25 protein-coding genes and 2 pseudogenes are annotated in these 26,660 nt (G+C 55.3%); 9 read left to right on the top strand and 18 right to left on the bottom strand.

Annotated features, from left to right (window positions below):
* Nucleotides 1–7: 7 nt before the first annotated feature.
* Genes alsE through ABLU80_RS18120 form a run of 4 tightly spaced genes read right to left on the bottom strand, consistent with a single transcriptional unit; the run spans nt 8 to nt 2,719 of the window.
* Nucleotides 8–685, bottom strand: a complete 678-nt coding sequence (alsE, locus tag ABLU80_RS18135; RefSeq protein WP_086630283.1) for a D-allulose 6-phosphate 3-epimerase — start codon at nt 683–685, stop codon at nt 8–10.
* A gap of 22 nt (nt 686–707) precedes the next feature.
* Complete coding sequence (locus ABLU80_RS18130) at nt 708–1,970, bottom strand: PTS ascorbate transporter subunit IIC (RefSeq protein WP_086630284.1); 1,263 nt, start codon at nt 1,968–1,970, stop codon at nt 708–710.
* A gap of 31 nt (nt 1,971–2,001) precedes the next feature.
* A complete protein-coding gene (locus ABLU80_RS18125; RefSeq protein ID WP_079774370.1) occupies nt 2,002–2,268 on the bottom strand; it encodes a PTS sugar transporter subunit IIB in 267 nt (88 codons plus the stop codon).
* Nucleotides 2,269–2,278: 10 nt separating this feature from the next.
* Nucleotides 2,279–2,719 carry a PTS sugar transporter subunit IIA gene (locus ABLU80_RS18120; protein ID WP_086630285.1) on the bottom strand — a complete coding sequence of 147 codons (441 nt, stop codon included), beginning with the start codon at nt 2,717–2,719 and terminating at the stop codon, nt 2,279–2,281.
* Between the two features lie 222 nt (nt 2,720–2,941).
* On the opposite strand from ABLU80_RS18120, the gene ABLU80_RS18115 reads away from it, so the two are divergent.
* Nucleotides 2,942–3,994, top strand: coding sequence for a LacI family DNA-binding transcriptional regulator (locus tag ABLU80_RS18115; RefSeq protein ID WP_086630286.1), 1,053 nt, complete (start codon nt 2,942–2,944; stop codon nt 3,992–3,994).
* 179 nt (nt 3,995–4,173) lie between these two features.
* Here ABLU80_RS18115 and ABLU80_RS18110 read toward each other — a convergent pair whose 3' ends face one another.
* Nucleotides 4,174–5,790, bottom strand: a complete 1,617-nt coding sequence (locus ABLU80_RS18110) for an ABC transporter substrate-binding protein (RefSeq protein ID WP_020078609.1) — start codon at nt 5,788–5,790, stop codon at nt 4,174–4,176.
* 35 nt (nt 5,791–5,825) lie between these two features.
* A pseudogene (locus ABLU80_RS18105) lies at nt 5,826–5,888 on the bottom strand (hypothetical protein); the annotation flags it as partial.
* A 90-nt stretch (nt 5,889–5,978) separates the two neighbouring features.
* Between ABLU80_RS18105 and mpaA the strand changes: the two are divergent.
* Nucleotides 5,979–6,692: a murein tripeptide amidase MpaA gene (mpaA, locus tag ABLU80_RS18100; protein ID WP_285177743.1), complete on the top strand. Its 714-nt coding sequence runs from the start codon at nt 5,979–5,981 to the stop codon at nt 6,690–6,692.
* Here the strand turns inward: mpaA and ycjG are convergent.
* Nucleotides 6,683–7,648, bottom strand: a complete 966-nt coding sequence (gene ycjG, locus ABLU80_RS18095; protein WP_015705659.1) for an L-Ala-D/L-Glu epimerase — start codon at nt 7,646–7,648, stop codon at nt 6,683–6,685. The genes mpaA and ycjG overlap by 10 nt on opposite strands.
* 102 nt (nt 7,649–7,750) lie before the next feature.
* Here ycjG and tpx point away from each other — a divergent pair, with 102 nt between their 5' ends.
* Nucleotides 7,751–8,257, top strand: a complete 507-nt coding sequence (gene tpx / locus ABLU80_RS18090) for a thiol peroxidase (protein ID WP_015366280.1) — start codon at nt 7,751–7,753, stop codon at nt 8,255–8,257.
* A gap of 28 nt (nt 8,258–8,285) precedes the next feature.
* Here tpx and ABLU80_RS18085 read toward each other — a convergent pair whose 3' ends face one another.
* The 8 genes from ABLU80_RS18085 to pspA form a co-directional block, all read right to left on the bottom strand.
* Nucleotides 8,286–9,323 carry an AbrB family transcriptional regulator gene (locus ABLU80_RS18085; protein ID WP_348850285.1) on the bottom strand — a complete coding sequence of 346 codons (1,038 nt, stop codon included), beginning with the start codon at nt 9,321–9,323 and terminating at the stop codon, nt 8,286–8,288.
* Nucleotides 9,324–9,456: 133 nt separating this feature from the next.
* Nucleotides 9,457–10,998, bottom strand: coding sequence for a transcriptional regulator TyrR (gene tyrR, locus ABLU80_RS18080; RefSeq protein ID WP_015366278.1), 1,542 nt, complete (start codon nt 10,996–10,998; stop codon nt 9,457–9,459).
* A 361-nt stretch (nt 10,999–11,359) separates the two neighbouring features.
* Nucleotides 11,360–12,421, bottom strand: a complete 1,062-nt coding sequence (locus tag ABLU80_RS18075) for a TIGR01620 family protein (RefSeq protein ID WP_348850283.1) — start codon at nt 12,419–12,421, stop codon at nt 11,360–11,362.
* Nucleotides 12,418–13,815 carry a YcjX family protein gene (locus tag ABLU80_RS18070; RefSeq protein ID WP_348850282.1) on the bottom strand — a complete coding sequence of 466 codons (1,398 nt, stop codon included), beginning with the start codon at nt 13,813–13,815 and terminating at the stop codon, nt 12,418–12,420. The genes ABLU80_RS18075 and ABLU80_RS18070 overlap by 4 nt, the downstream gene beginning before the upstream one ends.
* A 105-nt stretch (nt 13,816–13,920) precedes the next feature.
* Nucleotides 13,921–14,139 carry a phage shock protein PspD gene (pspD, locus tag ABLU80_RS18065; protein ID WP_015366275.1) on the bottom strand — a complete coding sequence of 73 codons (219 nt, stop codon included), beginning with the start codon at nt 14,137–14,139 and terminating at the stop codon, nt 13,921–13,923.
* 30 nt (nt 14,140–14,169) lie between these two features.
* Nucleotides 14,170–14,529: an envelope stress response membrane protein PspC gene (pspC, locus tag ABLU80_RS18060; RefSeq protein WP_015366274.1), complete on the bottom strand. Its 360-nt coding sequence runs from the start codon at nt 14,527–14,529 to the stop codon at nt 14,170–14,172.
* Nucleotides 14,529–14,753, bottom strand: coding sequence for an envelope stress response membrane protein PspB (gene pspB / locus ABLU80_RS18055; protein WP_015366273.1), 225 nt, complete (start codon nt 14,751–14,753; stop codon nt 14,529–14,531). The genes pspC and pspB overlap by 1 nt, the downstream gene beginning before the upstream one ends.
* A gap of 55 nt (nt 14,754–14,808) precedes the next feature.
* Nucleotides 14,809–15,477 (bottom strand): phage shock protein PspA, encoded by a 669-nt coding sequence (pspA, locus tag ABLU80_RS18050; RefSeq protein WP_015366272.1) that lies wholly within the window; start codon nt 15,475–15,477, stop codon nt 14,809–14,811.
* Nucleotides 15,478–15,629: 152 nt separating this feature from the next.
* On the opposite strand from pspA, the gene pspF reads away from it, so the two are divergent.
* The gene (pspF, locus tag ABLU80_RS18045; protein ID WP_230249565.1) at nt 15,630–16,616 is read left to right on the top strand and encodes a phage shock protein operon transcriptional activator; all 987 of its coding nucleotides are present in this window, start codon (nt 15,630–15,632) and stop codon (nt 16,614–16,616) included.
* Here the strand turns inward: pspF and ABLU80_RS18040 are convergent.
* Nucleotides 16,607–17,998, bottom strand: a complete 1,392-nt coding sequence (locus tag ABLU80_RS18040) for an MFS transporter (protein ID WP_020078603.1) — start codon at nt 17,996–17,998, stop codon at nt 16,607–16,609. The genes pspF and ABLU80_RS18040 overlap by 10 nt on opposite strands.
* Nucleotides 17,999–18,023: 25 nt before the next feature.
* Complete coding sequence (locus tag ABLU80_RS18035) at nt 18,024–19,193, bottom strand: M20 aminoacylase family protein (RefSeq protein WP_015366269.1); 1,170 nt, start codon at nt 19,191–19,193, stop codon at nt 18,024–18,026.
* Between the two features lie 171 nt (nt 19,194–19,364).
* On the opposite strand from ABLU80_RS18035, the gene ABLU80_RS18030 reads away from it, so the two are divergent.
* The 5 genes and pseudogenes from ABLU80_RS18030 to ABLU80_RS18010 all read left to right on the top strand — a co-directional run bounded on the left by ABLU80_RS18030 (nt 19,365) and on the right by ABLU80_RS18010 (nt 25,776).
* Nucleotides 19,365–21,662, top strand: coding sequence for a helix-turn-helix domain-containing protein (locus ABLU80_RS18030; RefSeq protein WP_348850280.1), 2,298 nt, complete (start codon nt 19,365–19,367; stop codon nt 21,660–21,662).
* Between the two features lie 124 nt (nt 21,663–21,786).
* The gene (locus ABLU80_RS18025; RefSeq protein ID WP_015366267.1) at nt 21,787–22,071 is read left to right on the top strand and encodes a hypothetical protein; all 285 of its coding nucleotides are present in this window, start codon (nt 21,787–21,789) and stop codon (nt 22,069–22,071) included.
* Nucleotides 22,072–22,308: 237 nt separating this feature from the next.
* Nucleotides 22,309–23,955 (top strand): ABC transporter substrate-binding protein SapA, encoded by a 1,647-nt coding sequence (sapA, locus tag ABLU80_RS18020; RefSeq protein ID WP_348850279.1) that lies wholly within the window; start codon nt 22,309–22,311, stop codon nt 23,953–23,955.
* Nucleotides 23,952–24,917, top strand: coding sequence for a putrescine export ABC transporter permease SapB (gene sapB, locus ABLU80_RS18015; RefSeq protein ID WP_015366265.1), 966 nt, complete (start codon nt 23,952–23,954; stop codon nt 24,915–24,917). Before sapA ends, sapB begins: the two co-directional genes overlap by 4 nt.
* A 201-nt stretch (nt 24,918–25,118) precedes the next feature.
* Nucleotides 25,119–25,776: pseudogene (locus tag ABLU80_RS18010) on the top strand (SOS response-associated peptidase).
* Between the two features lie 432 nt (nt 25,777–26,208).
* Here ABLU80_RS18010 and ABLU80_RS18005 read toward each other — a convergent pair.
* On the bottom strand, nt 26,209–26,436 hold the full coding sequence (locus ABLU80_RS18005; protein WP_072051401.1) for a hypothetical protein: 228 nt from the start codon (nt 26,434–26,436) through the stop codon (nt 26,209–26,211).
* Between the last annotated feature and the right edge of the window lie 224 nt (nt 26,437–26,660).

The following is a 26,660-nucleotide window of genomic DNA, read 5'->3' as shown; positions in this document are numbered from 1 at the left end:
GCAATTTTCAGGCAGCGATTTCTCGCTGGTAGATATTGATCATTTTATCCCATGCATCGCTGACATTATCCGCCAGGGAGAACAGGCCCGAGGTTCCCACAATAAAGACGTCAACGCCCGACCGGGAGATAATATTGAAGGTTTTCTCGTTGCAGGAGCCGTCAATCTCGGTCAGATAGTGGTAACCATGCGCTTCGCGCATCGCAATCAGTTGTTTAATTTTGTTGAGTGATTCCGGGATAAACTTCTGGCCTGCGTAGCCTGGGTCAACCGACATGACTGTCACTTTATCCAGCAGGTGGGCGTACTCTTTAATCGCATCAGCCGGAGTCGCAGGGTTCAGCACCACGCCGCAGCGACGACCCGCATCTTTAATCTGGTTCAGCAGACGGAAGATTTTGTTATTCGCCGTCTCCGGATGGAAGCTGATAATATCGGCCCCTGCATCAATGCACATTGGAATAATATCTTCCGGGTGATTCACCATCAGATGCACATCGATCGGCACATCGGTGATTTTTTTCAGATTTTCGATAAAGAACGGTGATAGCGTAATGTTCTTTACATAGCTGCCATCCATAATATCGACGTGATAAAAATCAGCCCGACCGTTCATTGCCGTAATTTGCTCTCTGAACTGTGTTAAATCCATACACATTAACGAGGGCGAAAATTTAGCTGCCATACCTCACCTCCAAATGAATTAATTAGTTAAACAGTGTCACGACATGCCCAAGAATGATGCCAACTACGCCGAAGTCCGCATCGCCAAAGGTGGTGGATGCAAATCCAAGGTCGCCCATAAGAGGCAGCAAAATCGCGGGCAAGAATGAAATCAACAGGCCGTGAGCGAATGCCCCCACCACCGCGCCGCGACGACCGCCGCAGATGTTGCCGTAAACGCCAGCCGTCGCGCCGCAGAAAAAGTGCGGCACCAGGCCAGGAACAATGACGCTTAGACCAAACAGTGGGCACAGGAACATACTCACCAGACCAGCGGCAAAACTTGACAAGAAGCCGACGATCACCGCGTTCGGGGCAAACGGAAAGACGGTCGGACAGTCGAGCGCCGGCTTAGCGTCTTTCACCAGCTTGTCGGCGATGCCTTTAAAGGCCGGAACAATTTCGGCAATAATCATGCGTACACCCGCAAGGATGATCCACACGCCTGCCGCGAAAGTCAGCGACTGGATAATGGCGAAGATGATAAAGTTCTGACCACCACTGATGCGGGTCTCAACAAACGCTTTGCCTGCGACCAGTACCAGAATCAGGAACAGGATCATCATCGTCAGCGAGATAGCCACTGAGGAGTCACGCAGGAAGTTCAGCGATTTCGGCACCTTCAGCTCTTCAATCGACGGGCTGCCTTTACCAATCGCTTTTCCCACCAGCGCTGACAGCAGATACCCGGTTGAACCAAAGTGGCCCAGTGCCAGGTCATCAGTGCCTGTAATTTTGCGGGTAAACGGCTGCAGAATAGCCGGAGAGACCACCATCATGATGCCGAGGATTACCGCCCCCACCAGCACCACCCAGAACGGCGACAGACCGCCGACAGAGAGGATGACAGCCAGCATCGCCGACATATACAGCGTGTGATGGCCTGTCAGGAAGATGTATTTCAGCGGCGTAATACGGGCAAGGACAATGTTAAACAACATCCCCAGCACCATGATCATGGCTGTCGCGGTACCGTAGTTTTTCTGCGCCAACGCCGCCATGGCGTCAGTATTGGGTACAACACCCTGAATATGGAATGAGTGCTCAAACAGCTGGCTAAACGTCGTTAACGTCGTGGCGATAATCGCCGCCCCGGATGTTAATATCACAAACCCCATAATGGTTTTGAGGGTTCCGGAAATAACGTCGGAAACTGCTTTTTTCTGCAATAATAAGCCGATCAGGGAAAACAGACCGACCAGTATTGCTGGTGTGCCCAACACATCATGAATAATAAACTGCAGCATAGAATGACTCCGTAAGGCCGCAAATAATTAATCAGAGATTCTCGGAAAGAATTTCTTTGATTTTATTGTTATCCAGCAGGTTAGATAAACCAAATATCTGTGCAGAATGGCTCGACAGATGTTCAGCTATATCCCTGGCGCTAAGAATAATATCGGCAGTTTCGCTTTTTGCCGAAGTCAGATCGGTATGGGAAACCTCTGCTTCTTTATTCAGCTCTTTAATGATTTTTTTCACATTCATTTCAACGATAAAGCTACTGCCTAAACCGTTACCGCAAACAATCAGAACCTTTTTCATCTCTACCTCACTATCCGTTGATAACGGTTTGAATTGTTTCCAATGATGATGCTTTCAGCAGTGCTGAGAGTCGTTCATCATCGCTAAAAATGCCCGCCAGTGCTGTAATCATATTGATGTGCTCATCTCCCGAAAGTGCACACAGCATAATCACGACGTAAATAGGGTCATTATCTTCCGAGTCAAAAGAAACGCCTTTTTTAATATGCAAAAGTGATAACCCATTTTTAATTGCACCTTGCTCCGGGCGAGCATGAGGCATCGCCAGACCAGGCGCTAAAACATAATAAGGGCCAAGCTTTTCGTGGCTGTTAAAAATGGCCTGAATATAATCTTCAGTAATCGCCTCTTTCGCCAATAAGGGTTGGGCCGATAACGCAATTGCCTGTTTCCAGTCACTGACTGAATCTACAATCTGGATATTTTCCGCAGTTAACCAGGTCGTAATCATAAATACCCCGATAGCGTTGAAAGTGAGCCTACTATAGTGGAATGTCTTCGCGGCTTACCGTGATCTGTATCTCAAAGTTAGCGCTAACACAGTAACAATGTTAAAATTCTTGTTACCGCTAACTTTGTTACCCATACTTATCATTACTTTGCAGTTGGGCAATGCGCAAAATGCCAAACATCATTTACAATGGCCGCCCAGTCAGGCGAAAGGAGGACATCAGTGCAGACGTTAGAAGCGGACGATAGCGCGAGAGAAAAACGCAGGAAAAACACCGGTAAAATTACGCTCGCTGAAGTGGCAAAACTGGTCGGCGTCAGCACGATGACCGTGTCACGCGCGTTACGCATGCCTGAAAAAGTGAATCCTGAACTGCGCACACGTATTGAAGCAGCGGTAAACGAGCTGGGCTATGTGCCAAATCTGCAGGCCCGCAACCTTGCCTCTGCCGACTCCAGCCTGGTGATGGGCGTGGTTCCCTCGTTTTCCTCCCCGGGCTTTCTTGCCGTCTCCGAAACACTGCAGACGGTGCTCACGACCCAGGGCTACAGCATGATGTTTATCGAGTCCGGCCAGGGTGGACAGAGTGAAGAAAAAGCTTTTGCGCAAATGCTCGCTTACAACCCGGCAGCGATTGTTCAATTCAATATTGATAACATCAGCAGTTGTTCGCAAATGATCAGTAACACCGGCGTGCCGGTGGTTGAGATTGGTGCCATCAATCGCGATGCGAGCTGGGTCAGCATTGGCGTTGACTATGCCGCAGCCATCAAAAAGTTGGTCACATCGCTTGTACAGACCGGATATAAAAATATCGGCCTGCTTTGCACGGCTTCCAATAACATTATGTTTCGCCAGGTACTAAGCGGTTGGAACAGCGCGATGCTCTCCGTTAACCACTCTCCGCATCGCGTGGTGACCTCTCACCTGCCGGCAGGCATTACGACCGGCCTGAACCTGCTCGGCGATATTCGTATCACCTGGCCTGAGCTTGATGCGCTGATTTGCACATCCGATGAAATCGCCTGCGGTTGCATTATGGCCTGCCATGGCGCGGGGCAAAAAGTGCCCGACTCTCTGGCACTGGCAAGCCTGAGCGGGGGGACTCTTGCCGCCGTTTGCTCACCGGCGCTGACTGCCGTCGAATTCCCCTGGAGTGAAACGGGAACCCTCGCAGGACAAACATTGCTTGAGCTACTGGCGGGTAATTCGACGGATAAATTCATTGAATTACCCTCAGCGTTACAAGTTCGCGCCAGCACCAGGAAGCAGTAGCGTTGGCGACATATTTATTGATTTGTTATCCCACCGAATACGGCAGGATAACTAAGCGTTAGAAAAGTTATGCTTTCTGCTGTGGCGGGTAATGGTCAGAAGGAGAAACTGGCGCTGTAAGCCGCGCCAGTTCTGAGGTTAGCGATGGTTGCCTGACGCCATCAGGCAACCGGTACTGATTAATGCTTCACAATATACATCGTGCGGCTGTACGCCACGTCTTCCGGATTGGTGATCGGGTATCCTTTTAACCACGGCTTGATCAGGCGGCCGTTGGTATACTGATATATCGGCGCAATAGGCGCTTTGGCCATGATGATTTTCTCTGCCGCATTGTAATCATCGTTACGCGCTTTTTCCGAGGTTTCCTGCGCCGCCTGGGTGAGGATCTTATCGTATGCCGGATCGTTAAAGCGCGAGATATTACCGCTATGAGTAGAAGTGAGTAGCGACAGGAAAGTCGACGGCTCGTTGTAATCCCCTACCCACGATGCGCGGATAACGTCAAAATTACCGGTATTACGGCTATCGATATAGGTCTTCCACTCCTGGTTTTGTAGCTTCACATCCACACCAAGGTTTTTCTTCCACATCGATGCCACGGCGATGGCGATCTTCTGGTGATTTTCCGACGTGTTGTACAGCAGCGTCAGCTTCAGCGGACGGTCCGGGCCATATCCTGCCGCCGATAGCAGCGCTTTAGCCTGAGCATTAAGCTCGGCCTGGCTCATGCTTTCAAACTGCGAAGGCTGCGGAGTAAAGCCTGCGGTAACGTCAGGGGTGAACCGCCAGGCCGGTTTCTCACCGGTGCCGAGGATTTTCTCCGCCATAATCCGCCGATCGATGGTCATGCTTAACGCCAGACGCACACGCTCATCGGCGGTTGGCCCTTTCTGGGTATTGAAAGCGTAATAATAGGTACCTAACTGCGGCGGCGTGTAGACCTGTCCGGGAATATCCTTCAGTAGCTTCTGATACATATTTTTCGGGAAGGATTCGGTGATATCAATATCACCCGCCAGATAACGTTTGGTCGCCGAAGATTCCTGGTTAATCGGCACGAAAGTCACCTGCTTAATCACCGTTTTGGCGTTATCCCAGTATTGTGTATTCGGCACGACAACCAGCTTCTCATTCACCACCCGGTCTTTCAGCACATAGGCACCGTTGCCGATAAGGCTTCCCGGGCGCGTCCAGTTAGCGCCGCTTTCGACGTTGGCTTTCTGCACCGGGTAGAACGCAAAGCTGGCGGTCAGGTTGCTGAACCACGGCAGCGGTTTATCCAGCTGCACGCGCAGCGTGTGGGCATCGACCGCCGTCACCCCAAGGGTGTCCGGCGCTGCTTTACCATCAATAATATTTTGCGCATTACTGATACCCGCCAAGGCGGCGAACCAGGCAAATGGCGAGGTGGTTTTCGGATCCACCAGCCGCTGCCAGCTATAGACGAAATCCTGCGCCGTCACCGGGGTGCCGTCGGACCAGCGCGCGTTATCACGCAGGGTAAAGGTCCAGACGCGGTTATCGTTGCTCTGCCAGCGGGTCGCCACGCCAGGTATGATATTGCCCTTCGCGTCCTGGTTCACCAGCCCTTCGAACAGATCGCGGATAACCTGAATTTCCGGCAGGCCGACGGCTTTAGCGGGATCTAATGAAGCGGGCTCGTCTTTTATATGGCGTACCAGCTGCTGTTTTTCAGCTAATACGGTTCCCGGAGGCACGTCCGCCGCCCAGGCAAGAGAAGAAACGCTGGCTAACCACAGCGCGCCGCATGTCAATGTGACAGGATACTTCATGAGATCCCCTTTTAAATGAACAAACCAGTGCTGGCAGAGCGATAATTATTTGTTTCCCCACCTGAAATTGCAAACGGCTTATGATAGAAAATTGACATGACGAGTTTTTTCGCCAGAGAGGGAAAGCGTTTGATTCCGGGACGCTTTTCTACAACACTGCTAACAATAACCTGATGACAGGATACCCTATGCCCGTTTCACGTCCTCGCCCCCTGCGCGGCGCTTTCCCGCCAGGTACGCAACGTTACGGCCAGTCGCATCTCGGCGCGCCGTTGCTGTGGTTCCCCGCTCCGCTGGCTGATAGCCGCAGCGGTCTGATTATCGCCGGCACGCACGGCGACGAAAACTCGTCGATCGTCACCCTCTCCTGCGCGTTGCGCACGCTAAAACCGGAGCTGCGCCGCCATCACGTGGTATTAACGGTCAACCCTGACGGCTGTCAGCTAGGGTTACGCGCCAACGCTCGCGGTATCGATCTCAATCGAAACTTCCCGGCCGCTAACTGGAAGGCGGGAGAAACGGTGTATCGCTGGAATAGCGCAGCAGAAAAGCGTGACGTGGTACTGCTGACCGGTGAAAAACCGGGGTCGGAGCCCGAAACTCAGGCGCTGTGCCAACTGATCCACCAGATCCATCCGGCGTGGGTAGTCTCCTTCCACGATCCGCTAGCCTGCATTGAGGACCCCGGCCACAGCGAGCTGGGACAATGGCTCGCCGGGGCCTTTAATTTACCGCTGGTGGGCAGCGTCGGTTACGAAACGCCGGGCTCTTTTGGCAGCTGGTGCGCCGATATCGGCCTGCCGTGCATTACCGCCGAATTTCCGCCGGTCTCCGCCGACGAAGCGACAGAAAAGTACCTCGCGGCGATGACCGATTTACTGCACTGGCACACTCACAGATGAAGCATGCCGGTGCTGAACTTCAGCGCCGGTTCCACATCTACCGCCAGCCAGGTCGGGCCATCGAGATCCGCAAAACGGGCCAGCGGCGCCAGCGGCAGCGCGGCGGAAATGGCCCGTGAAGTACAAAGCATACAGCCCAGCATCCTCTTATAACCCAGCCGTTCAGCCTCCTGCGCCAACAGCAATGCCTCGGTCAGACCACCGGTTTTATCCAACTTAATGTTGACCATTTCGTAGCGCCCCTGCAGCGCCGGTAGGCTTTCCCGCGTATGACAGCTCTCATCGGCGCAGATCGGTAGCGGATGAATGAAGTTTTCCAACGCCTCATCCGCGCCGGCCGGTAACGGCTGCTCCAGCATCGCCACGCCGAGATCGGCCAAAAGCTGACAGCGCGCCGCCAGACCTTCGCCACGCCACGCTTCGTTAGCATCAACGATCAACGTCGCCTGCGGCACCGCGTCGCGAATAGCAACCAGCCGCTCGCTAATCAAATGATCGTCGAGCTTGACCTTCAGCAGCCGCGCGCCTTTCTCCCACAGCGCGGCGGCGCTGGCCGCCATCTGTTCCGGCGTGCCGATTACCACGGTTTGCGCCGTCACGACTTCGCGCGGCAGATTGACGCCAAGCAGCTGCGGCAACGTTTTCCCCGCGCGGCGCGCCTCCAGATCCCACAACGCGCAGTCGACGGCGTTGCGCGCGGCCCCAGCCGGCAGTAGCTGTTGAACCTGCTCGCGGGTAGCGCCGCGCTCAAGCTGCTCGCCGATCGCCATAATCTGCGCCATCACCGAGGCGATGCTTTCCCCGTAGCGCGGATAAGGCGTACATTCTCCGGCCCCTTTTACCCCATCCTCTTCTATTTCCACCACCACGACTTTGGCCTCGCTGCGGCTGCCGCGAGAGATAACAAACGGCGTGTGAAGCGGCCATGATTCTTCAAAAACTCGAAGGTTGCGCATTCCCTGGGCCTCTTAGGTAAATGTTAAATAGAGTTTGCCGTGTTGCTGGCTGATGTCATACACTAACTACGACGTTAACTATATGTAAACAGGAAGATAACCATGTCGCAAACCGTACATTTCCAGGGTAACCCAGTGTCCGTTCAGGGCTCCATTCCGCAGGCTGGCGCGAAGGCGCAGCCGTTTACGCTGGTCGCCAAAGATCTCTCTGACGTCACGCTGAGCCAATACGCTGGTAAACGTAAAGTACTGAATATTTTCCCAAGCATCGATACCGGCGTCTGCGCGGCATCGGTTCGCAAATTCAACCAACTGGCTTCTGAGCTGAACAACACCGTGGTGCTGTGCATCTCCGCTGACCTGCCGTTCGCGCAGTCCCGTTTCTGCGGCGCAGAGGGCCTGAGCAATGTGGTCACCCTGTCCACCCTGCGCGCGCCGCAGTTCCTGGCAGATTATGGCGTTGCTATCTCCGCAGGCCCGCTGGCTGGTCTGGCTGCACGCGCAGTCGTTGTTATCGATGAAAACGACCAGGTGGTATACAGCCAACTGGTTAACGAAATCACCGAAGAGCCGGATTACGATGCGGCGCTGGCTGCGCTGAAAGCGTAATCGCTTCCCTTCTGTTATCAAGCCTCCTTCAACGGGGGCTTTTTTCTTTGCGCGGCGCATAGCGCGAAATTAACCGCGCGGTGGCCGGGCCGGTGAGCAATATGGTAAACAGGCGCAGCGTTTGCATCGCCATGATAAAAGACATATCCGCCCGGGTACCGACGGCGATTATCGCCACCGTATCCAGACCGCCGGGGCTGGTCGCCAGATAGGCGGTGAGAAAATCCAGCGGCAGCAGGTGCGTTAACGCTAAAGCCATCAGTGCGCACAGCGCAATCAAGCCGAGGATGGCGGCGATGATTTGCGGTAGCGTCTTCAGCGCCAGCATAAAAATCTCGCGATTAAACTGCAGGCCAACCGTCCAGCCAAGCGCGGTATAAGCCAGCACCAGTAACCATTCCGGTAGCTCCAGCAATAGAACGCCTTCACCCTGCGCCAGCGCACCGGCCAGCATCGGTAACAACATTGCCCCGGAAGGGATGCGTAAACGTAACCCTAACCAACCGGCGACCGCAGTCAATAGCAACGTTAACGGTAGATTAAAAGTCAGCGGCGGGAACCAGACGATCTGCTGGGTCATCTCCTGCGCCTCGCCGCCGAGCGCGAAACGCACCACCATTACCGCCACGCCGACCACGAACAGTACCCGCAGATACTGCATGAGGGCCACCAGACGAACGTCGGCGCCATACTCTTGCGCCATCACCACCATCGCCGAAGCGCCGCCCGGCGAGCTTCCCCACGCGCCGGTTGCCCCAGGTAGCGAACTGTAACGCACCAGCAGCCAGCCGGTCAGCGCGCTGATAGCCAGCGTGGAAAGGAGGATAATCAACACCAACGCCCAGTTATCGGCCAGAACGCCGAAAATAGACGGGGTTAGCGCGCGGGCGATCATACAGCCGATGATAGCCTGAGCGGAGATGAAGAATGGACGAGGGAGACGAATCGTGGCGCCGCGCAGACTAAGGGTAATTCCGGCGATAAGCGGGCCAAGCAGCGGCGCAGCGGGAAGATGGAGCCGGAACAGCCCAAAGGAGAGCACGGCGGAGAGTGCCAGTAATATCATCCACTGAGGCCAATCCCGTTGCTTCGCCAACCGTCACCTTCCCGGAAAAAGAAAAATAAAATAAGTATATACAGAGATATCGCTGAAAAAACGCTGAAAATCGCGGCCGCGCCGAGCCGGCCGCACCGGTGATTTATTCTTCGCCTTTCTTCTGGCTCAGACCATACTCGCGCAGCTTGTTAGCAATCGCGGTATGCGAAACGCCGAGACGTTTGGCTAATTTACGCGTGCTGGGGAAGCTGCGATACAACTGGGTCAATACCGAACGCTCAAAGCGGCGGGTAATATCGTCGAGCGATCCTTCCATCGCCTCTTCACCTACCGGCAGCGACGACACATCGTGATCTGGCAGCAGAATATCCTGCGGGCGCAGTTCGAAGCCCTCGAGCTGGGTTAACGCGCGGTACACTGCGTTTTTCAACTGACGCACGTTGCCCGGCCAGCTATAGCGGGTCAACACGGTATTAAGGTCAGCGGAAAGTTTTGGCCGCGGGATGCCCTGCTCATCGGCAAAGCGCGCGACGAACAGTTCGGTCAACGGCATGATGTCCTGCGGACAATCACGCAGCGGCGGCAGGTTCAGCGTCAGCACATTCAGACGATAATAAAGATCTTCGCGGAAGAGTCCTTTTTGCACCAGCTCAACGAGATTTTTTTGCGTCGCGCAGATAACCCGGACATCGACATGCACTTCGTGATCTTCACCGACGCGACGGAAAGTACCATCGTTGAGAAAGCGCAACAGCTTCGTTTGCATGCCAGGCGACATTTCGCCGATCTCATCCAGCAGCACAGAGCCGCCGTTGGCCTGCTCAAAGAAACCTTTTTTCCCCTGCGACGCATCGCCGAATAGCTCGCTCTCTACCGCGTTTTCCGGAATCGAACCGCAGTTCAGCGCCAGATAAGGTTTGCTGGCGCGCGGGCTGGCCAGATGGCAGGCATGGGCCAGCAGATCTTTACCGGTACCCGTATCGCCGACAATCAGCAACGGGGCGCTGAGCATCGCCAGCTTACGGGCCTGTTCAACAACGTGGCGCATTTTCGGCCCAACGGCGAGGATCTGGCTAAAGGCGCTGGTATCCTGGGTCGTCAGCGTTTGCAGTTGACGCCCCATACGTACGGTGGAGCGCAACATCACCACGGCGCCGGTCAGCACACGCTCGGCGTGTTCGCCTTCCAGATACACCGGTGTCACTTCCAGCATAAAGTTTTGGCCATTTACGACCACATGCTCGGTATGCGACTCCAGCGGGTTGCCTTCCAGCCAGCGCTGCAGGTTGAAATCAGTAATGAGTTGCGCCACCGGATGGCTGCGTAAGCGTGCCTGAGTTTGACCAAACAGTTGGCAGCTGGCCGGGTTGGCAAGCTCTACTTTGCCTTTGGCATCCAGCGACAGCACCGGTTCCGGCATTGCCACCAGCAGCGCGCTCAGCGCCAGATGTTCCCGCTCTGACGGCATCCACGCCACGGTGCGGACATCGGTTACGCCGGAGATACGGCGGATTTCCGCCATTAAACTGCTGAAACTGGCGAACTCCAGTTCGGCGAAATTAAGGTAGATTCGGCCAATCGGGTCGATATCGATACCGCGCAGATCAATACCGCGCAGCACCAGCAAATCGAGTAATTCACGGGTCAGACCAAGACGGTCCTGACAAAAGACTTCCAGACGCATAGGAGTTTTCACCCTAAAAAGGCCAATGACGGATGAATGATAGGACAGATATGGGCTTACGTGAAGATAGCTGTCAACAATTATTGACAGTATGACGGAAAAATGGGCTTTATGCCGTAAAGTTATGCGGGCATTTCTTTTGCGTTATGGCTCGCATGGCACAGAGGGCGCTGGGCGCCAGGGGTTTTCCCGGAGGCGGCGCGTTGCGCCTTCTCCGGGCTACCAAATCGCAAAGCGCTGTAGCCCCGGTAAGCGGCAGCGCCACCGGGGGATCCAGCGTGGTGAATAAATTAACGACAGGCCGCACGAACCGTAGGCCGGGTAAGGCGCAGCCGCCACCCGGCATTTACGCTTGCCGGCGTTATTTCTCCGCGCCGGTTTTGCTTTTCTGCAGCGTCTCTTTTAACTGGCCGATCAGTTCGCGGCGGAAATCGCCGAGCCGCGGTTTATCATCGGCGATCCACGGTAGCGGACGACACAGCTCCATTGCCTTAATCCCCAGACGGGCGGTCAACAATCCGGCGCCGATACCCTGTGCGGCGCGCGCCGATAAGCGGGCCGCCAGATCCTGCGACATCCAGTCCATGCCGACTTCGCGCACCAGCTCGCTGGCGCCGGCAAAGGCGATATTCAGCAACACCAGGCGGAATAAACGCAGGCGGCTGTAATAGCCAAGTTCAATACCATAGAGGGTGGCGATACGGTTAATCAATCTCAGGTTACGCCAGGCGATAAACGCCATATCGACCAGCGCCAGCGGGCTGACGGCGATCATCAGCGTCGATTCCGCCGCCGAGCGGCTGATTTCCCGCCGCGCCTGCGCATCCAGCACCGGCTGCACCAGTTGCGCGTACAGGCTCACCACTTCGCGATCGTTTTGCGTTTCATGGATCGCCGCATACCAGCGCTGCAGCGCCGGATGCGATTGATCCAGCCCGGCCTGCTGCGCCAGTTTCTCACAGAACGCGCGCCCTTTGCCCACCGCGTGGCTATGCATCAGATCCCGCGCTTCATCGCGTTCGTGCGCGCGCTGGCGCAGACGCCACAGGCGACGCCATTCGGTCGCTACCGACCCCACGCCCGCGCCGACAATCAGCGCCCCGGCCGCACAGCCGCCGAGCGTAATCCAGTCCTGAGTCTGCCAGGCCGTCACCGTCCACTGCACGCCCTGCGCCACCACGCTAATACCAAAAATTGCCAGCCCGGCACTAACCATTCTCCGCCACAGGCTGCGTTTCGGGCGCAGTACCGATTCCACCACCGCTTCGGCGGCCCCCTCCTCTTCAGCAACCATTTCAGGCAGCATCGGAGAGAAGGTTTGCGCATCGACCGCGTCAAAGGCGCGGGCCGATTTTAAAGTCTGGCTCTTTTCCGTTTCCAGTGGGCCATCGAAATCGATCCGCGGTTTTATCGGCTCGCTCATCGCAATTTATCTCCAATCAAAAATTCCAGCGCCGCGTCAAGGCGTATATGCGGTAGCGGTTTATCGACATCCATCGCTCTCGGGCGGAAGTTCTCAAACTGGAAGCCCTGCTGTTCCCAGAAGGCCTGGCCCGGCAGCCGCGCCGGCACCTCCCCCGGGAAAATGGTAAGCGGTTGCCCATCGCTCAGACGATCGCCGCGCAGCGCTGGGATCTTCTCACCATTAACCTCGATAAGCCCGCCCTGGGTAGCCTGAATGGATGCCAGCCCCAGACAATCCATGCTGATGCCTTCAAAGGCGGCATTCTGCCAGGCGTCCTGAATCAGTTGCTGAAGTAGCGACACCATGTTGCCGTGCTGATCGACGGTCACGTGATCGGCTTTAGTGGCGGCAAACAGTAGCTTGTCAATAACCGGTGAAAACAGGCGGCGAAACAGCGTTCGCTGGCCGTAATGGAAGCTTTGCATCAACTGGGTCAGCGCCAGACGCATATCATTAAACGCCTGCGGCCCGCTGTTTAACGGCTGCAGACAGTCCACCAGTACGATCTGGCGGTCAAAGCGCAGAAAGTGGTCTTTATAAAAGCCTTTCACCACTTTCTCGCAGTAGTATTTGAAGCGCTCGCGCAACATTCCGGCATTGGTGTGTTTGTCCGCCTGCGCCAGCCTGGCTTCGCCAATCGCATCGACATCCGGCCAGGGGAAGAACTGCAGCGCCGGGGCTCCCGCCATGTCGCCGGGAAGCACAAACCGCCCCGGCTGAATAAAGTGCAACCCCTCGCGCTTGCAGGCGTGCAGATAATCGGTCCAGGCGGCGGCGATCTCCGCCAGCCGGGTTTCGTCGGCGGGCGCCAGCGGATCGAGCCCATCACACAGCTGCCGCCAGCGGGCAGACCACTCCCCGCGCTGCCCCTGCAACAGCCCGGTCATTTGCCGTGACCAGCTTAAATAATCCTGCGCCAGCATCGGCAGGTCGAGCAACCATTCTCCCGGATAATCCACGATTTCCAGATACAGAGTAGAAGTGTCTTTGAAATGACGTAGCAGAGAATCGTTAGAGCGATAGCGCAGCGCGAGGCGAATTTCGCTCACCCCACGGGTCGGCGTCGGCCAGGCCGGCGGCTGGCCATAAAGCTGCGCCAGGCCTTCATCATAGGTAAAACGCGGAATGCCGAAATCACGCTGCGGAACCCGCTTCACGCCCAACAGACGTTCTTCGCGCGCCGCGCTCAGCAGCGGCAGTCGCGCTCCGCCGTGGATATTCAGCAGTTGATTAACCATCGCGGTGATAAAAGCCGTTTTGCCGCTGCGGCTGAGTCCGGTCACGGCAAGACGTAAATGCCGGTCAACCCCGCGGTTGACCAGCGCATTGAATTCAGTTTTGAGTCGCTTCATCGCCAGTCCGTTATGCCCAGAAGGAATGTCGTTTAATGATAAGCTATTTAAATGGGGATAATCAGGGCCAATATAAAGCGCGCCGGTATTCCTCCCCCTGAGGAATTATTTCATACCGCGGGCAAAACGATTGGCCAGCCGACTGAGCAGCGGCTCAAGCGCGACCGCCAGCAACATTTTCAGCGGCCGACGCGCCACCGATTTCACCGCCCAACCGGCAACGCCCGCCGGGCCGTAACGCAGCGCGGTCAGTAGCACCAGCTTACCGGCGATCTTAAGACCCGGTTTCACTTTTTGCCCTGCCTGTTGCCATTTCATATTCATGCGTTGCCTCGTTGGTTACATGGAAAAATTTTACAGCTGACGAAAACGGCTGCGCAGCGTGAAGGTATCGGAGGTGATATAACGCTCCATATCACGCAGGCGCTGTTCGCCGGAAGCCAGTTCGGCATCCACGGCGGCCAGTAAATCGCCATTGCTCGGCCCTTTCTCGCCGTACAGTTCGCTATCCGGTATCGGATCCAGCGCGAAAGTCAGAATGATGTAGGCCACCAGCACGAAAAAGAAGAGGCCAAAAATCATCGCCAGTACGGTTATCAGACGCACCAGCTTCACCGGCACATCCAGGTGCTGCGCGATACCGGCGCAGACCCCCTTCACCATTCCGCGCTGCGGGATACGCCACAGTTTTTTATTAAAGTCCAATCCGGCCATTATTTGTCTCTCCAGTTCGGATGTTCCGCATCAAGGATCGCTTCCAGCGCCTGAATACGTTCGCGCATCCGTTTCGCGTCATCGGTCAGCTGCAGCAGGCGCTGCTGTTCGTTCTGGGTTAACGCCCCGTCCGCCGAGCGATTGTTGTAGTGCAGCCATAACCAGACCGGCAACACGAACAGCACAAACAGCGTGAGCGGGATGGCAAGAAAAAGCATGCTCATGTGTACTCCTTACAGGTGGTGAGCCGCGGCGCAACACCGCGCCGCGCAATATGCATTACTGGTTATTCTGATTCATTTTGGCTTTCAGCGCCGCCAGTTGCTCGCTGATTTCATCATCCGCTTTCAGCTCGGCAAACTGCTGATCCAGCGATTGTTGTTTGCCAAAACGATGGCTCTCCGCCTCGGCTTCCATTTGGTCAATACGGCGTTCGAAAGACTCAAAACGCGCCATCGCTTCATCCATTTTACCGCTATCCAGCTGGCGGCGAACATCACGTGAAGAGCTGGCCGCCTGATGGCGCAGCATCAGCGCCTGCTGACGAGCGCGGGTTTCGCTGAGCTTATTCTCCAGCTCGCCAATCTCTTTTTTCATCCGCGCCAGGGTTTCATCCACCAGTTGCGCTTCGTGTTCCAGGCTGCCGATAAGGTCAGTCAGCTTCTGTTTTTCGATCAGCGCCGCACGCGCCAGATCTTCTTTCTCTTTACGCAGGGCCAGCTCGGCCTTTTCTTGCCATTCCACCTGCTGCGCCTGCGCCTGTTCGATACGGCGGGTCAGCTGTTTCTTTTCCGCCAGCGCGCGGGCGGAGGTAGAACGCACTTCAACCAATGTATCTTCCATCTCCTGAATCATCAGACGGACCAGCTTCTGTGGATCCTCCGCTTTCTCCAGCAGGGAGTTGATGTTGGCGTTCACGATGTCGGCAAAGCGAGAAAAAATACCCATAATTTCAATCCTCATAGTTCTGATAGCAGGCAGCGGCCTGTGCAGTAGTTAATACAAATGGCGTGCCAACTTTTTATCTTATTGATTTTAAACAAGGTGGTTGAGATATGGCCGCCTGCTTGCTACAGTGAGTTGGCGAATCACACTACTTAATGGCGAAATTCATCATGGCGGAATACAAGGATAACCTGCTGGGCGAGGCTAACAGCTTTCTGGAGGTGCTCGAACAGGTCTCGCAGCTGGCACCGCTGGATAAACCGGTGCTGGTGATCGGCGAGCGCGGGACCGGCAAAGAGCTCATTGCCAACCGACTGCACTTTCTCTCTTCGCGCTGGCAGGGACCGTTTATTTCGCTGAATTGCGCGGCGCTGAATGAAAACCTTCTCGATTCCGAATTGTTTGGTCATGAAGCCGGCGCTTTTACCGGCGCCAGCAAACGGCATCCGGGGCGCTTTGAACGTGCCGACGGCGGCACGCTGTTTCTCGATGAGCTGGCCACCGCTCCGATGCTGGTGCAGGAAAAACTGCTGCGGGTAATTGAATACGGCGAACTCGAACGCGTCGGCGGCAGCCAGCCGCTGCAGGTTAACGTACGGCTGGTGTGCGCCACCAACGCCGATCTGCCCAAAATGGTCGAGGAAGGTCATTTCCGCGCCGACCTGCTCGACCGGCTGGCGTTTGATGTCGTGCAACTACCACCATTGCGCGAGCGCCAGAGCGACATCATGCTGCTTGCCAACCAGTTTGCCATTCAGATGTGCCGCGAACTGGGGCTTCCTCTGTTTCCAGGCTTTAGCGAGCGAGCCGTCGACACGCTGCTCGCATACCGCTGGCCGGGCAATATTCGTGAGCTGAAAAACGTGGTTGAACGTTCGGTTTACCGTCACGGCAGCAGTGATAGCGAGCTGGATAATATCATTATCAACCCATTTAACAGCACGACGCCTGCGCCTGCACCGGTCATTGAACATGCGCTTCCCGCGTTGCCGCTGGACCTGCGGGCCTTTCAACTGGAGCAAGAAAAAAGCCTGCTGCAGTTGAGCCTGCAGCAGGCGAAGTACAATCAAAAGCAGTCAGCGGAGCTGCTGGGGCTAACCTACCACCAGCTACGCGCCTTGTTGAAGAAGCATCAGCTATGAGCGGCACGCGGCAGCATCGTCGCGCTCACCACCATTGAGCCTAAACACAGCGCAGCGTTAAACCACAACGCGTATTGCGCGGCGCTGGCCATTCCCAACGGCAGGAACAGCGCGAAAAGTGACGCTGTCACGGCAATACCCATCGCGCCGCCAAGCGAGCTTCCCATCTTATAAACCCCTGACGCGACGCCGATTTTGTTCTCCGGCGCATTGGCGACGGCGGTATCGGTCGAAGGCGTGGCGTAACAGCCGAGCCCGAGGCCAAACAGAATATTGCTGAAGAAGACGGTCCCGATATACAGCGACTTATCGAGGAAGGTACAGGAGATCAGCAAAATGCCGATGGCGGTGAAGACCGGCCCGGTCATCATCGGCAACCGCGCGCCGTAGCGCTGGAGCAACTTTTCCCCGACGCGAATCATCGCCAGTACCGTCACCAGATACCCCAGCGTCATCATGCCGGTTTCCAGCGGGGTAAGATGATGCCCCTGTTGCAGCCAGATGCTGGTGATCATCATGGTGCCGATAGCGCCATTAAGCATGAAGTTCGACAGCACCGCCGCGCCGTAGGCCCGGTTGCGAAATAAAGCGAAGTCGATCAGCGCCGCTTCACCTTTACGCAAACCGCTACGGATAAACAAACCACCCGTAATTACCGCGCCGCCCAGCATCGACAGCGATAAGCCACTGCTCCAGCCCCATTGATGGCCCTTGCTGATAAACAGATTAAGCAGCACCAGCGACGCGATCAGGCTTAATAGTCCGCCCACATCCAGCTTATGCCGATCGGCGCTGGCGCTTCGACTCTCCGGCGTGCCGCGCAGCAGCAGCAACGCCAGCAGCGCCACCGCAATCGAGAACACGAAGATCCACCGCCAGCCAAGACCGGTGGCAATCGCGCCGCCGACAAACGAGCAAAGCCCGCTGCCGCCCCAGGAACCAATGACCCAGAAACTCACCGCCCGCTGCCGCGCCCTACCTTCATACCAGGTTTTAATCAGCGCCAGCGTCGCCGGCATAATGCAGGCCGCCGAGAGCCCTTGCAGGATGCGACCGGTGATAAACAGACCCGGCCCCTGCGACGCCGCCAGAAATGCGCTGCCGATAATACTCAACGCCAGGCCGAGATAGGTCATCCGCACCCTGCCGAATTTATCCGCCAGCCCGCCGCTGGCCACCACGAAGCAGCCGCTAAATAAGGCGCTGAGACTCACCGCCAGGGTTAGCGTCTCCAGTGAAATATCGAGGCTGCTTTTCATCGCCGGAACAACATTGATAACCGATTGCGCAAACAGCCAGAACGTCAGCACGCTGAGCACAATACCCGCCAGCAGGCGATCGCTACCGACGAAACGAGATTCGCTTAACGATACAGAACTCATAATCGGGTCCCCCCGTCGCGATAGGTTAACGCAGATAGCGTTCCGTCAGGCCGCACCACAGCGCTGCGCCGGTAAGCAGGATTTGATCGTTAAAATCGTATCCCGGGTTATGCACCATGCAGCGGTCGGCTTCATCACCCGCGCCGATAGTGAAGTAGCAGCCGTTGGGATTGCTCTCCAGCATGAAGGCGAAATCTTCGCTGCCCATAAATGGATTCACGGTACCAACCTGTTCTTTGCCAAACAGCGAGGTCGCCACTTCACGGACCAGCTCATTAGCCGCCGGATCGTTACGTAAAACCGGGCTGCCGTTGACGTGGGTTAAGGTAGCGCTGGCGTTAAAACTTTCCGCCTGAGCGACCGCAATATCGTGAATGCGCTGCAGCACCGTCTCGCGCACCTGCTGGTTAAGGGTACGGACCGTCAGCTTCATCAACACTTTATCGTTGATGATGTTCGGCGCGTGACCAGCCTGAATGCTGCCGACGGTGACTACCGCAGGTTCAAATGGCGTGATGTTGCGTGAAACGATCGATTGCAGCGCGAGGGTAATGTGGCAGGCAACCAGCGTCGCGTCGACGGTATGTTCCGGTACCGCGCCATGGCCGCCAACGCCCTTCACTTCGATATGCAGCGTATCGGAAGAGGCCATCATCGCGCCGTCGCGCAGGCCGATTTTGCCCAGCTTCTGGCCCGGCATGTTATGCAGGCCAAAGATGGCATCGCAGGGGAATTTTGTGAACAGGCCATCTTCGACCATCACCCGTCCGCCGTACAGCAGCTCTTCTGCAGGTTGGAAAATTAACTGCAGCGTACCGTTAAACTGACGCGTGCGCGCCAGATATTCCGCCGCATACAGCAGCGTGGTGGTGTGACCGTCATGGCCGCAGCCGTGAAAACGCCCGTCGACCTGGCTTGCCCATGCTTTACCGCTCATTTCCTGCATCGGCAGCGCATCCATATCCGCGCGTAGACCCAGACGTTTTTCGCCGCTGCCGACTTTCAGCGTCCCGACCACGCCGGTACCGGCGAGGCCGCGATGCACTTCATACCCCCACTCAGCAAGCAGCCTGGCGACTTCATCGCTGGTTTTATGTTCTTCAAAGCCAATCTCGGGCTGTTGGTGGAAGCGGCGACGTAAGGCCACAAACTGCGCTTCATTAACTTGCAAAGATTCAATCAATGGATGTGTCATTTTTATTATTCCTGTGTTGTGTTTGCACGACACTTTCGAGTTTATGCGCCCCACCCGGCTTTAAAATGCGCTTTTTTGTTTTATATTGACGAATTATCAATGACTGTTTTCTATACAATTCTGTTATGACAAAAAACACCCTGTTATTTTTTGTCTTTTAAGGAGCGGCGCATGGAACACCATCTCGGCGATTTCAGCTTCACGGTTCGCGATATTCGCCACTTCAGCCCGCCGGAAAGTGACGGATTAACGCTGCTGTGGCTGCTGGAAGGCAGTGCGCGGTTGCAACTCGGCGAAGCGCCACAACAGATGCGCGTTGATGGACTGGCGATCGTTAACCGCCGCCAACGCTGGCAGATTACCGGCGAAGAGGCCAATGCGGTCATGATCCTCAACCTTGCCGCCGGTTGGCTCACCCGCCTTGATAGTGATTTTTTTGCCTGTGATTATCGGGTTAACGGCGAAAACATGGATGCGGCAGATAACCTGCGCCAGTTGATGCGCCAGTTGCTGGTAGCCGGGCTGGTTAATCATCAGTCACGTTACCGCTTAGAGGCCAACCGCTGGCTCAGCGAAATCGCCCTGCTGCTGGCGACCCGCTTTACGCAGCCCATCGTACCCAGCCTGCGCCGAGGCGCCGAAAACTGGAGCCGACGAATTATCAACGTAGTAGCGCGCATTGAAGCCAACTATCAGCGGCGGATCTCGCTGCAGGAAGTGGCCGCCGCTGAGTTTGTCTCGGAGGCCTGGCTTTCCCGCCTGTTTCATAAAGAGGTCGGCGTCAGCTTCGTGCAGTACATTACCGCCCTGCGTCTCGGCAAGGCCGCCGAGCAACTGCTGGCCACCCGCCGCTCGGTTCAGCAGGTGGCGCAGGACAACGGTTTCGCCAGTGCCCGCATCATGAGCGATCTGTTTAAGCGCCAGCATGGCGTCACACCGCGGCAATTTCGCCAACAGCAGCCGCAGCCCGCCGCTCGTCCGCGAGTCAACGCCAGTGAGGTCTGGTATCCGGTCGCGGTTGAGCGGCTTTACGCCCGCCTTAACGAGGCGGAAAAAAGCAGCGATGATACGCCGCCGCTGCTGCTCAACCCGCGTCAGACCAGGCTGGTGGATATCCGCCAGTTGCCAGCGCGCGCGTCGTTATTGCGCCATACCCGAACCATCGTCACCGTTCGCGAACTTGATGATTTACTCCGCGAAGATGTCCGCCGCGAGCTGGAGCAACTGCAGCAGACGCTACCCGTCTACGGCATCGATATTCACGATCCGTTTCTCAGTAGCCGCCTGTTTGGCGAAGGCTGGGACGACCCGACGCTCGCGGGCTATGCCTGTTGGTACAACCTTCAGCAGCTGTTTAGCTGGCTGGCGCAGAAAGGCTGGACGGTGCTGCTCCATACCGGTTTAACCACCCGCTGCGATTTACTACAGCGTTTTCTGCAACTTGCCGCTAATCACTTTCCACCCGCGACGCTTGCGAGCTGGTGTTTTGTCTGGCACTGGTCGCCGCAGGCCAGTGAAGCGGCGCGACAGCTGGCCTGGCGACAACAGCGCGAAGTGCTCGCGTCCACCTTGCAACAACCGCAAATGGGGATCTGGCATCGTTTCCCGCAAAGCGATATTGCCGACGATCCGCTACTGCATTCCCCGCTGCTCAGCGAAGCCGATTTTCTCGCCTGCCAGGCGGATGCTAATGAACTGCTTGACCTGGCGCAGGCCGATAGCAGCAAGCTGGCCGCCAGTGAAAGCTATCCGCGACAGAAATTACGCCAAATACATAATGCCCTACGGCAACGGCAGCTCTCGTTGCCACTGTGGCTGCTATCGTGGAATACGTTGACCGGTGATACCCGCGATACCAACGGACGTTTTTTCCGCGGCGCGCTATTGATGGATAACCTGCTGGGCATTGCCGAACAGGTGTGGCTGGCCGGCTTCTGGCTTAATTCCGGGCTGCAGGGGGAGGCGCGGGACAACGGTAAACTTGACACCTCCAGCCTGGCGCTGCATTACCTGCATGGTCTGCCGCGCCCGGTTTACTGGGTATTATGGCTGTGGCGGCGTCTGCGCGGCGAAGTCTTAATCAATGACAAAAACCTGTTGTTATTGCGCCATAACGGACACTACCAGTTGCTGCTGCGCAATACGGTGATTTTCAACCCCTGGCTATCGAGCGAAGAGGCCTTTACTCAGCGGTTTCGCCAGCCCTATACCCTGCGGCTTGAAGGGCTGCAGGGACGCTGGCGCATCAAACAGCATCTGTTCGATCAACATCACGGCGCGCTATTTCCTCTGTTTGAGGCATTCCGCAGCCGCAGCGGCCCGGACGAAGAAGATTATCGCTGGCTCCAGCACCACGCCCGCCCGGCGCTGAGCGTGCATGAGGAACAGATGGATGATGGCTGGCTTCGGGTGGATTCACTGCAGAGCAATGCGCTGGCATTATATGAATTCACACCGCTGGATGATTGAAGCGTGACAACGTCACTATCATTTCATTTATGAAAACGCGAGGAGTTAATAATATGTAACTGGTAAGATGTCTTAATGTGAATTATCATCGGCGGCAATTATATTCAATGGACTGAAAATTCACGTGATTCCGGTTAATTCTCATACGCTAACCCGCTATGCCGCCCATGCCAGTTTGATCCACACCATGAAAAATCATCATGCCCCAGCCCTCTCTTTAATGATGATTTTCTCGGATCTCTGCGTGCGCTCCACGCGCGATGCCTACAGCGAACAAGGATGGGAAATATCAGAACGTAAAAGCGGACTGGTGCTGCGTACCTTTGTCGCTATCCATCGCGACGGCGGAGAACTGGAGATCACGCCAAAGGATTATATCGCCCGCTATAATCAACTCCTTCCGCTCTGATCCCGCAATTCACACCCCCCCTCTACAAAACGCATACAGATGGCTAACTGGAGAAATCGGCAATAAAAAGATACCATGTTTCTTAATACTGGTTTATTTCCGACACTATTTTGACCAACTGGCTGGACAACATGCGCTGCCGGTGACCGCATTATCCCCCTCGATGTCGTAAAGGTGGTGGTAAATGTCATTTAATATTAATAAGATAGAGCTCTGCTCTATGATCAAAAAGAAAATATGCGCCTGAAATTGTCCTCTCTTTTAGCGGCAGCCTCGATGCTGTGCGGGCAGGCTTTTGCCGCACCGGCCCCGGCGCTGCCGGCTAATGCCGATATCCGCGATAGCGGGTTTGTCTATTGCGTCAGCGGGCAGGTAAATACCTTTAACCCGCAAAAAGTCAGCAGCGGCCTGATTGTCGACACCCTCGCCGCCCAGATCTACGATCGCCTGCTCGACGTCGACCCTTATACCTATCGTCTGGTGCCTGAACTGGCGGAAAGCTGGGAAGTGCTTGATAATGGCGCCACCTACCGCTTCCACCTGCGCGATAAGGTCCAGTTCCAGACTACCGACTGGTTTAAACCGACCCGCGCTTTTAACGCTGATGATGTCATCTTCACCTTCGGGCGCATCTTTAATCGCGACGACCCGTGGCACAGCGTCAACGGCAGTAGCTTCCCCTATTTCGATAGCCTGCAGTTCGCCGACACCGTAGAAAGCATTCGTAAGCTGGATAACCATACCGTCGAGTTTCGCTTGAAACGCCCGGATGCCTCATTCCTGTGGCACCTGGCAACACACTATGCTTCAGTCATGTCGGCGGAGTATGCCGCGCAGCTGACCAAAAGCGACCGCGAAGAACAACTCGACCGCCAGCCCGTCGGCACCGGCCCGTTTAAACTGGAAGAGTATCGCACCGGGCAGTACATCCGCCTGCAGCGCCACGCGGCCTACTGGCGCGGCAAGCCATTGATGCCACAGGTGGTGGTGGATCTCGGTTCCGGCGGCACCGGCCGTCTGTCAAAACTGCTGACCGGCGAATGCGACGTGCTGGCCTGGCCCGCCGCCAGCCAGCTCACCATCCTGCGCGACGATCCGCGCCTGCGTCTGACGCTGCGCCCGGGTATGAATATCGCCTGGCTGGCTTTTAACACCGCCAAACCGCCGCTGGATAATCCGGAGGTTCGCCACGCGCTGGCGCTGGCGATCAACAACCAGCGTCTGATGCAATCGATCTACTACGGCACCGCGGAAACCGCGGCCTCAATGCTACCACGCGCCTCGTGGGCTTATGATAACGACGCTAAAATTACCGAATACAACCCCGCGGAGGCGCGCCGTCGCCTGCAGGCGCTGGGGCTCAGTAATCTCACGCTAAAATTGTGGGTGCCGACCAGTTCCCAGGCGTGGAACCCCAGCCCATTGAAAACCGCCGAGCTGATACAGGCGGATATGGCGCAGGTGGGTGTCAAAGTGATTATTATTCCTGTAGAAGGTCGCTTCCAGGAGGCGCGATTGATGGACATGAGCCACGATTTAACGCTTTCCGGCTGGGCAACCGACAGTAATGACCCGGATAGCTTCTTCCGCCCGCTGTTAAGCTGCGCGGCGATTGGTTCGCAGACCAACCTCGCCCACTGGTGCAACCGCGAGTTTGACGAGGTATTACAAAAAGCGCTGATTTCACAACAGCTGGCGTCGCGTATCGAGGCCTACAAAGAGGCGCAGCATATTCTCGCCCGTGAATTACCGGTGCTGCCGCTGGCCTCTTCGCTGCGTCTGCAGGCTTATCGCTATGATATGAAAGGACTGGTGCTGAGTCCGTTTGGCAACGCCTCCTTCGCAGGCGTGTCGCGCGAAAAAGAAGAGGTGAAAAAACCATGATTATTTTTACCCTGCGCCGCCTGCTGCTGTTGCTTGTGACGCTGTTTTTCCTCACCTTTATCGGCTTTAGCCTCAGCTACTTTACGCCGCACGCGCCGCTGCAGGGCGCATCGCTATGGAATGCCTGGCTGTTCTGGTTCAAAGGGGTTCTGCACTGGGACTTTGGCGTCTCCAGCATCAACGGCCAGCTGATTTCCGAACAGCTGAAGGTGGTCTTCCCTGCCACGATGGAACTGTGCATTCTGGCGTTTGGTTTTGCGCTGCTGGTCGGCATTCCCGTGGGGATGATTGCCGGAATTATGCGTAATAAATGGCCGGACACGCTCATTAGCGCCCTGGCGCTGGTGGGGTTCTCCATTCCGGTGTTCTGGCTGGCGTTGCTGTTTACCCTGTTCTTCTCGTTAACGCTGGGTTGGTTGCCGGTCTCCGGCCGCTTTGATCTGTTGTACGAAGTGAAAACGGTGACCGGCTTCGCGCTCATCGACGCCTGGCTCTCTGATTCGCCGTGGCGCCATGAGATGATCGTCAGCGCCGCGCGGCATATGGTGCTGCCGGTGTTGACCCTGGCCGTCGCGCCGACCACCGAAGTGATTCGCCTGATGCGTATCAGCACCAGTGAAGTCTACGATACTAACTATGTTAAAGCGGCGGCGACCCGCGGCGTTACCCGCAGGACGATTCTGCATCGTCACGTGTTGCACAATGCCCTGCCGCCGGTGATCCCGCGCCTGGGACTGCAGTTCTCCACCATGCTAACGCTGGCAATGATTACCGAAATGGTCTTCAGCTGGCCGGGACTGGGGCGCTGGCTGATCAACGCCATCCGCCAACAGGATTACGCAGCGATTTCCGCCGGAGTGATGGTGATCGGCGCGCTGGTCATTATCGTCAACGTGATCTCGGATATTTTAGGAGCCATGGCTAACCCACTGAAACATAAGGAATGGTATGCCCTACGATAGCACCTACAAAGCAAAAACCTTTATCAATTAAAAACAATGAGTTAAATTTTAAAATTGTTCGATATTCCTGACTTTAATACACAATTTTGTACACATTGTTTTTAACGTTAGCTCCGACAGTCATCAGTTTGATTGCTGTCGGAGTTTTCTTCCTACTCCTCCACACATTCTATACTTTCAGTCTGCAAACGGGAGGTAACCATGTGCGGACGCTTTGCTCAATCACAAACCCGTGAAGAGTACCTGGCTTATTTGGCTGAAGAGGCTGAGCGGGATATCGCTTATGACCCCGAACCAATCGGCCGGTACAACGTGTCGCCAGGTACAAAGGTTTTGCTCCTGAGCGAACGCGACGAACAACTGCATATCGATCCTGTCTTCTGGGGTTATGCGCCCGGGTGGTGGGATAAGGCTCCACTGATTAACGCGCGTGTTGAAACTGTGGCCACCAGCAGGATGTTTAAGGCGCTATGGCAACATGGCCGGGCGATCTGCTTTGCTGATGGGGGCTTCGGATGGAAGAAAGAAGGTGACAAGAAGCAACCCACTCTACTTTATCCATCGCGCCGATGGCCAGCCGATATTCATGGCGGCAATCGGAAGCACACCATTTGAACGTGGAGACGAAACAGAAGGCTTTCTGATCGTCACCGCAGCAACAGAAAAAGGTCTAATAGATATCCACGACCACCAGTCTCTGGTACTGTCGCCAGAAGCAGCAAGATAATGGATGAGGCAGGACATTGGAGGGAAAGAGTCAGAGGAGTTAGCTGCGAATGGCACCGTGCCCGCAGACAAATTTATCTGGCATGCAGTGACGCGCGCCGTAAGAAATGTGAAAAATCAGGGGAATAATTGATTGAGGCAATCAAATGCACATAGCCAGACGTACGCCTAATGCCAAAAGCGGAAATAAATAATAATTTTTCGATAATAACTTACTGGGTCAGAAAACGGAATATCCGGTGAAAAAGCCCTTGTTGCATTGTCTGGATGTATCAATATGATGCCGGGTTCCTCCCGGTAAATATTTAGGTATCCCCCCATGACTCGCGGCTTCAGTCGTGCATGATGAACATTCCAGCAGCAAAGTCATCAGGTTAGAAAGATATCTGCATTTTGTCAGTGCACAAAGAGTGACTTCCTTATATGAGAACGATTATTAAAAATGAACATGTAAAAAAAAGGCCTGCTATTAGCAAGCCACAAAGATTTCAACTCATTTTTGTTCGCTTCTGATAAATAGGGTAAATACGCAATTCAATTTGAAGCAGAGAACATAACGAAAATGCTATAAATATTTCCGGAACGCATCGAGTATTTCCTGTGACATTAACTGTCTGTCAGAGGCTACGTAAATAACATCATGATCACCGGTTAATGAAGGAAAGCCTGCAGACATAATCTGTAGATGTATTTCTTCACCGTTTGGGTATTCCTGTCTGATTGAGGATGTACCCTCCGGAACGGTCATGACTTTACAGGATTCGGTATTAAAGAAAACGAGTACTTTTATCATATGCCACCATAATTCTGTTAGTCTTTCCCGTCACTCTCTTCTATCAGTGATGTTAAATGCCGATGCCATTAAAATACAATCAGGGACGTGATGCTTTCGAAGGCAGTCTCGTCTCTTACGCACTTTATTATTTAACAAGCAGTTAGCTTCTGCTTTCAGGCTTTCAGGTTTTCAGGCTTTCAGGCTTTCAGGCTTTCAGGCTTTCAGGCTTTCAGGCTTTCAGG

The organism is Klebsiella sp. CN_Kp104, from assembly GCF_040064515.1.
Classification (GTDB): Bacteria; Pseudomonadota; Gammaproteobacteria; order Enterobacterales; family Enterobacteriaceae; genus Klebsiella; species Klebsiella aerogenes.
Note: the sequence above shows the minus strand (reverse complement) of the source record. Positions and strands in the feature narration are given on the sequence as shown.

What these genes read in the sequence shown, in the direction of transcription:
- alsE (WP_086630283.1), bottom strand. Translation starts at nt 685, where the DNA reads ATGGCAGCTAAATTTTCGCCCTCGTTAATGTGTATGGATTTAACACAG.
- ABLU80_RS18130 (WP_086630284.1), bottom strand. Translation starts at nt 1,970, where the DNA reads ATGCTGCAGTTTATTATTCATGATGTGTTGGGCACACCAGCAATACTG.
- ABLU80_RS18125 (WP_079774370.1), bottom strand. Translation starts at nt 2,268, where the DNA reads ATGAAAAAGGTTCTGATTGTTTGCGGTAACGGTTTAGGCAGTAGCTTT.
- ABLU80_RS18120 (WP_086630285.1), bottom strand. Translation starts at nt 2,719, where the DNA reads ATGATTACGACCTGGTTAACTGCGGAAAATATCCAGATTGTAGATTCA.
- ABLU80_RS18110 (WP_020078609.1), bottom strand. Translation starts at nt 5,790, where the DNA reads ATGAAGTATCCTGTCACATTGACATGCGGCGCGCTGTGGTTAGCCAGC.
- mpaA (WP_285177743.1), top strand. Translation starts at nt 5,979, where the DNA reads ATGCCCGTTTCACGTCCTCGCCCCCTGCGCGGCGCTTTCCCGCCAGGT.
- ycjG (WP_015705659.1), bottom strand. Translation starts at nt 7,648, where the DNA reads ATGCGCAACCTTCGAGTTTTTGAAGAATCATGGCCGCTTCACACGCCG.
- tpx (WP_015366280.1), top strand. Translation starts at nt 7,751, where the DNA reads ATGTCGCAAACCGTACATTTCCAGGGTAACCCAGTGTCCGTTCAGGGC.
- ABLU80_RS18085 (WP_348850285.1), bottom strand. Translation starts at nt 9,323, where the DNA reads ATGATATTACTGGCACTCTCCGCCGTGCTCTCCTTTGGGCTGTTCCGG.
- tyrR (WP_015366278.1), bottom strand. Translation starts at nt 10,998, where the DNA reads ATGCGTCTGGAAGTCTTTTGTCAGGACCGTCTTGGTCTGACCCGTGAA.
- ABLU80_RS18075 (WP_348850283.1), bottom strand. Translation starts at nt 12,421, where the DNA reads ATGAGCGAGCCGATAAAACCGCGGATCGATTTCGATGGCCCACTGGAA.
- ABLU80_RS18070 (WP_348850282.1), bottom strand. Translation starts at nt 13,815, where the DNA reads ATGAAGCGACTCAAAACTGAATTCAATGCGCTGGTCAACCGCGGGGTT.
- pspD (WP_015366275.1), bottom strand. Translation starts at nt 14,139, where the DNA reads ATGAATATGAAATGGCAACAGGCAGGGCAAAAAGTGAAACCGGGTCTT.
- pspC (WP_015366274.1), bottom strand. Translation starts at nt 14,529, where the DNA reads ATGGCCGGATTGGACTTTAATAAAAAACTGTGGCGTATCCCGCAGCGC.
- pspB (WP_015366273.1), bottom strand. Translation starts at nt 14,753, where the DNA reads ATGAGCATGCTTTTTCTTGCCATCCCGCTCACGCTGTTTGTGCTGTTC.
- pspA (WP_015366272.1), bottom strand. Translation starts at nt 15,477, where the DNA reads ATGGGTATTTTTTCTCGCTTTGCCGACATCGTGAACGCCAACATCAAC.
- pspF (WP_230249565.1), top strand. Translation starts at nt 15,630, where the DNA reads ATGGCGAAATTCATCATGGCGGAATACAAGGATAACCTGCTGGGCGAG.
- ABLU80_RS18040 (WP_020078603.1), bottom strand. Translation starts at nt 17,998, where the DNA reads ATGAGTTCTGTATCGTTAAGCGAATCTCGTTTCGTCGGTAGCGATCGC.
- ABLU80_RS18035 (WP_015366269.1), bottom strand. Translation starts at nt 19,193, where the DNA reads ATGACACATCCATTGATTGAATCTTTGCAAGTTAATGAAGCGCAGTTT.
- ABLU80_RS18030 (WP_348850280.1), top strand. Translation starts at nt 19,365, where the DNA reads ATGGAACACCATCTCGGCGATTTCAGCTTCACGGTTCGCGATATTCGC.
- sapA (WP_348850279.1), top strand. Translation starts at nt 22,309, where the DNA reads ATGCGCCTGAAATTGTCCTCTCTTTTAGCGGCAGCCTCGATGCTGTGC.
- sapB (WP_015366265.1), top strand. Translation starts at nt 23,952, where the DNA reads ATGATTATTTTTACCCTGCGCCGCCTGCTGCTGTTGCTTGTGACGCTG.
- ABLU80_RS18005 (WP_072051401.1), bottom strand. Translation starts at nt 26,436, where the DNA reads ATGATAAAAGTACTCGTTTTCTTTAATACCGAATCCTGTAAAGTCATG.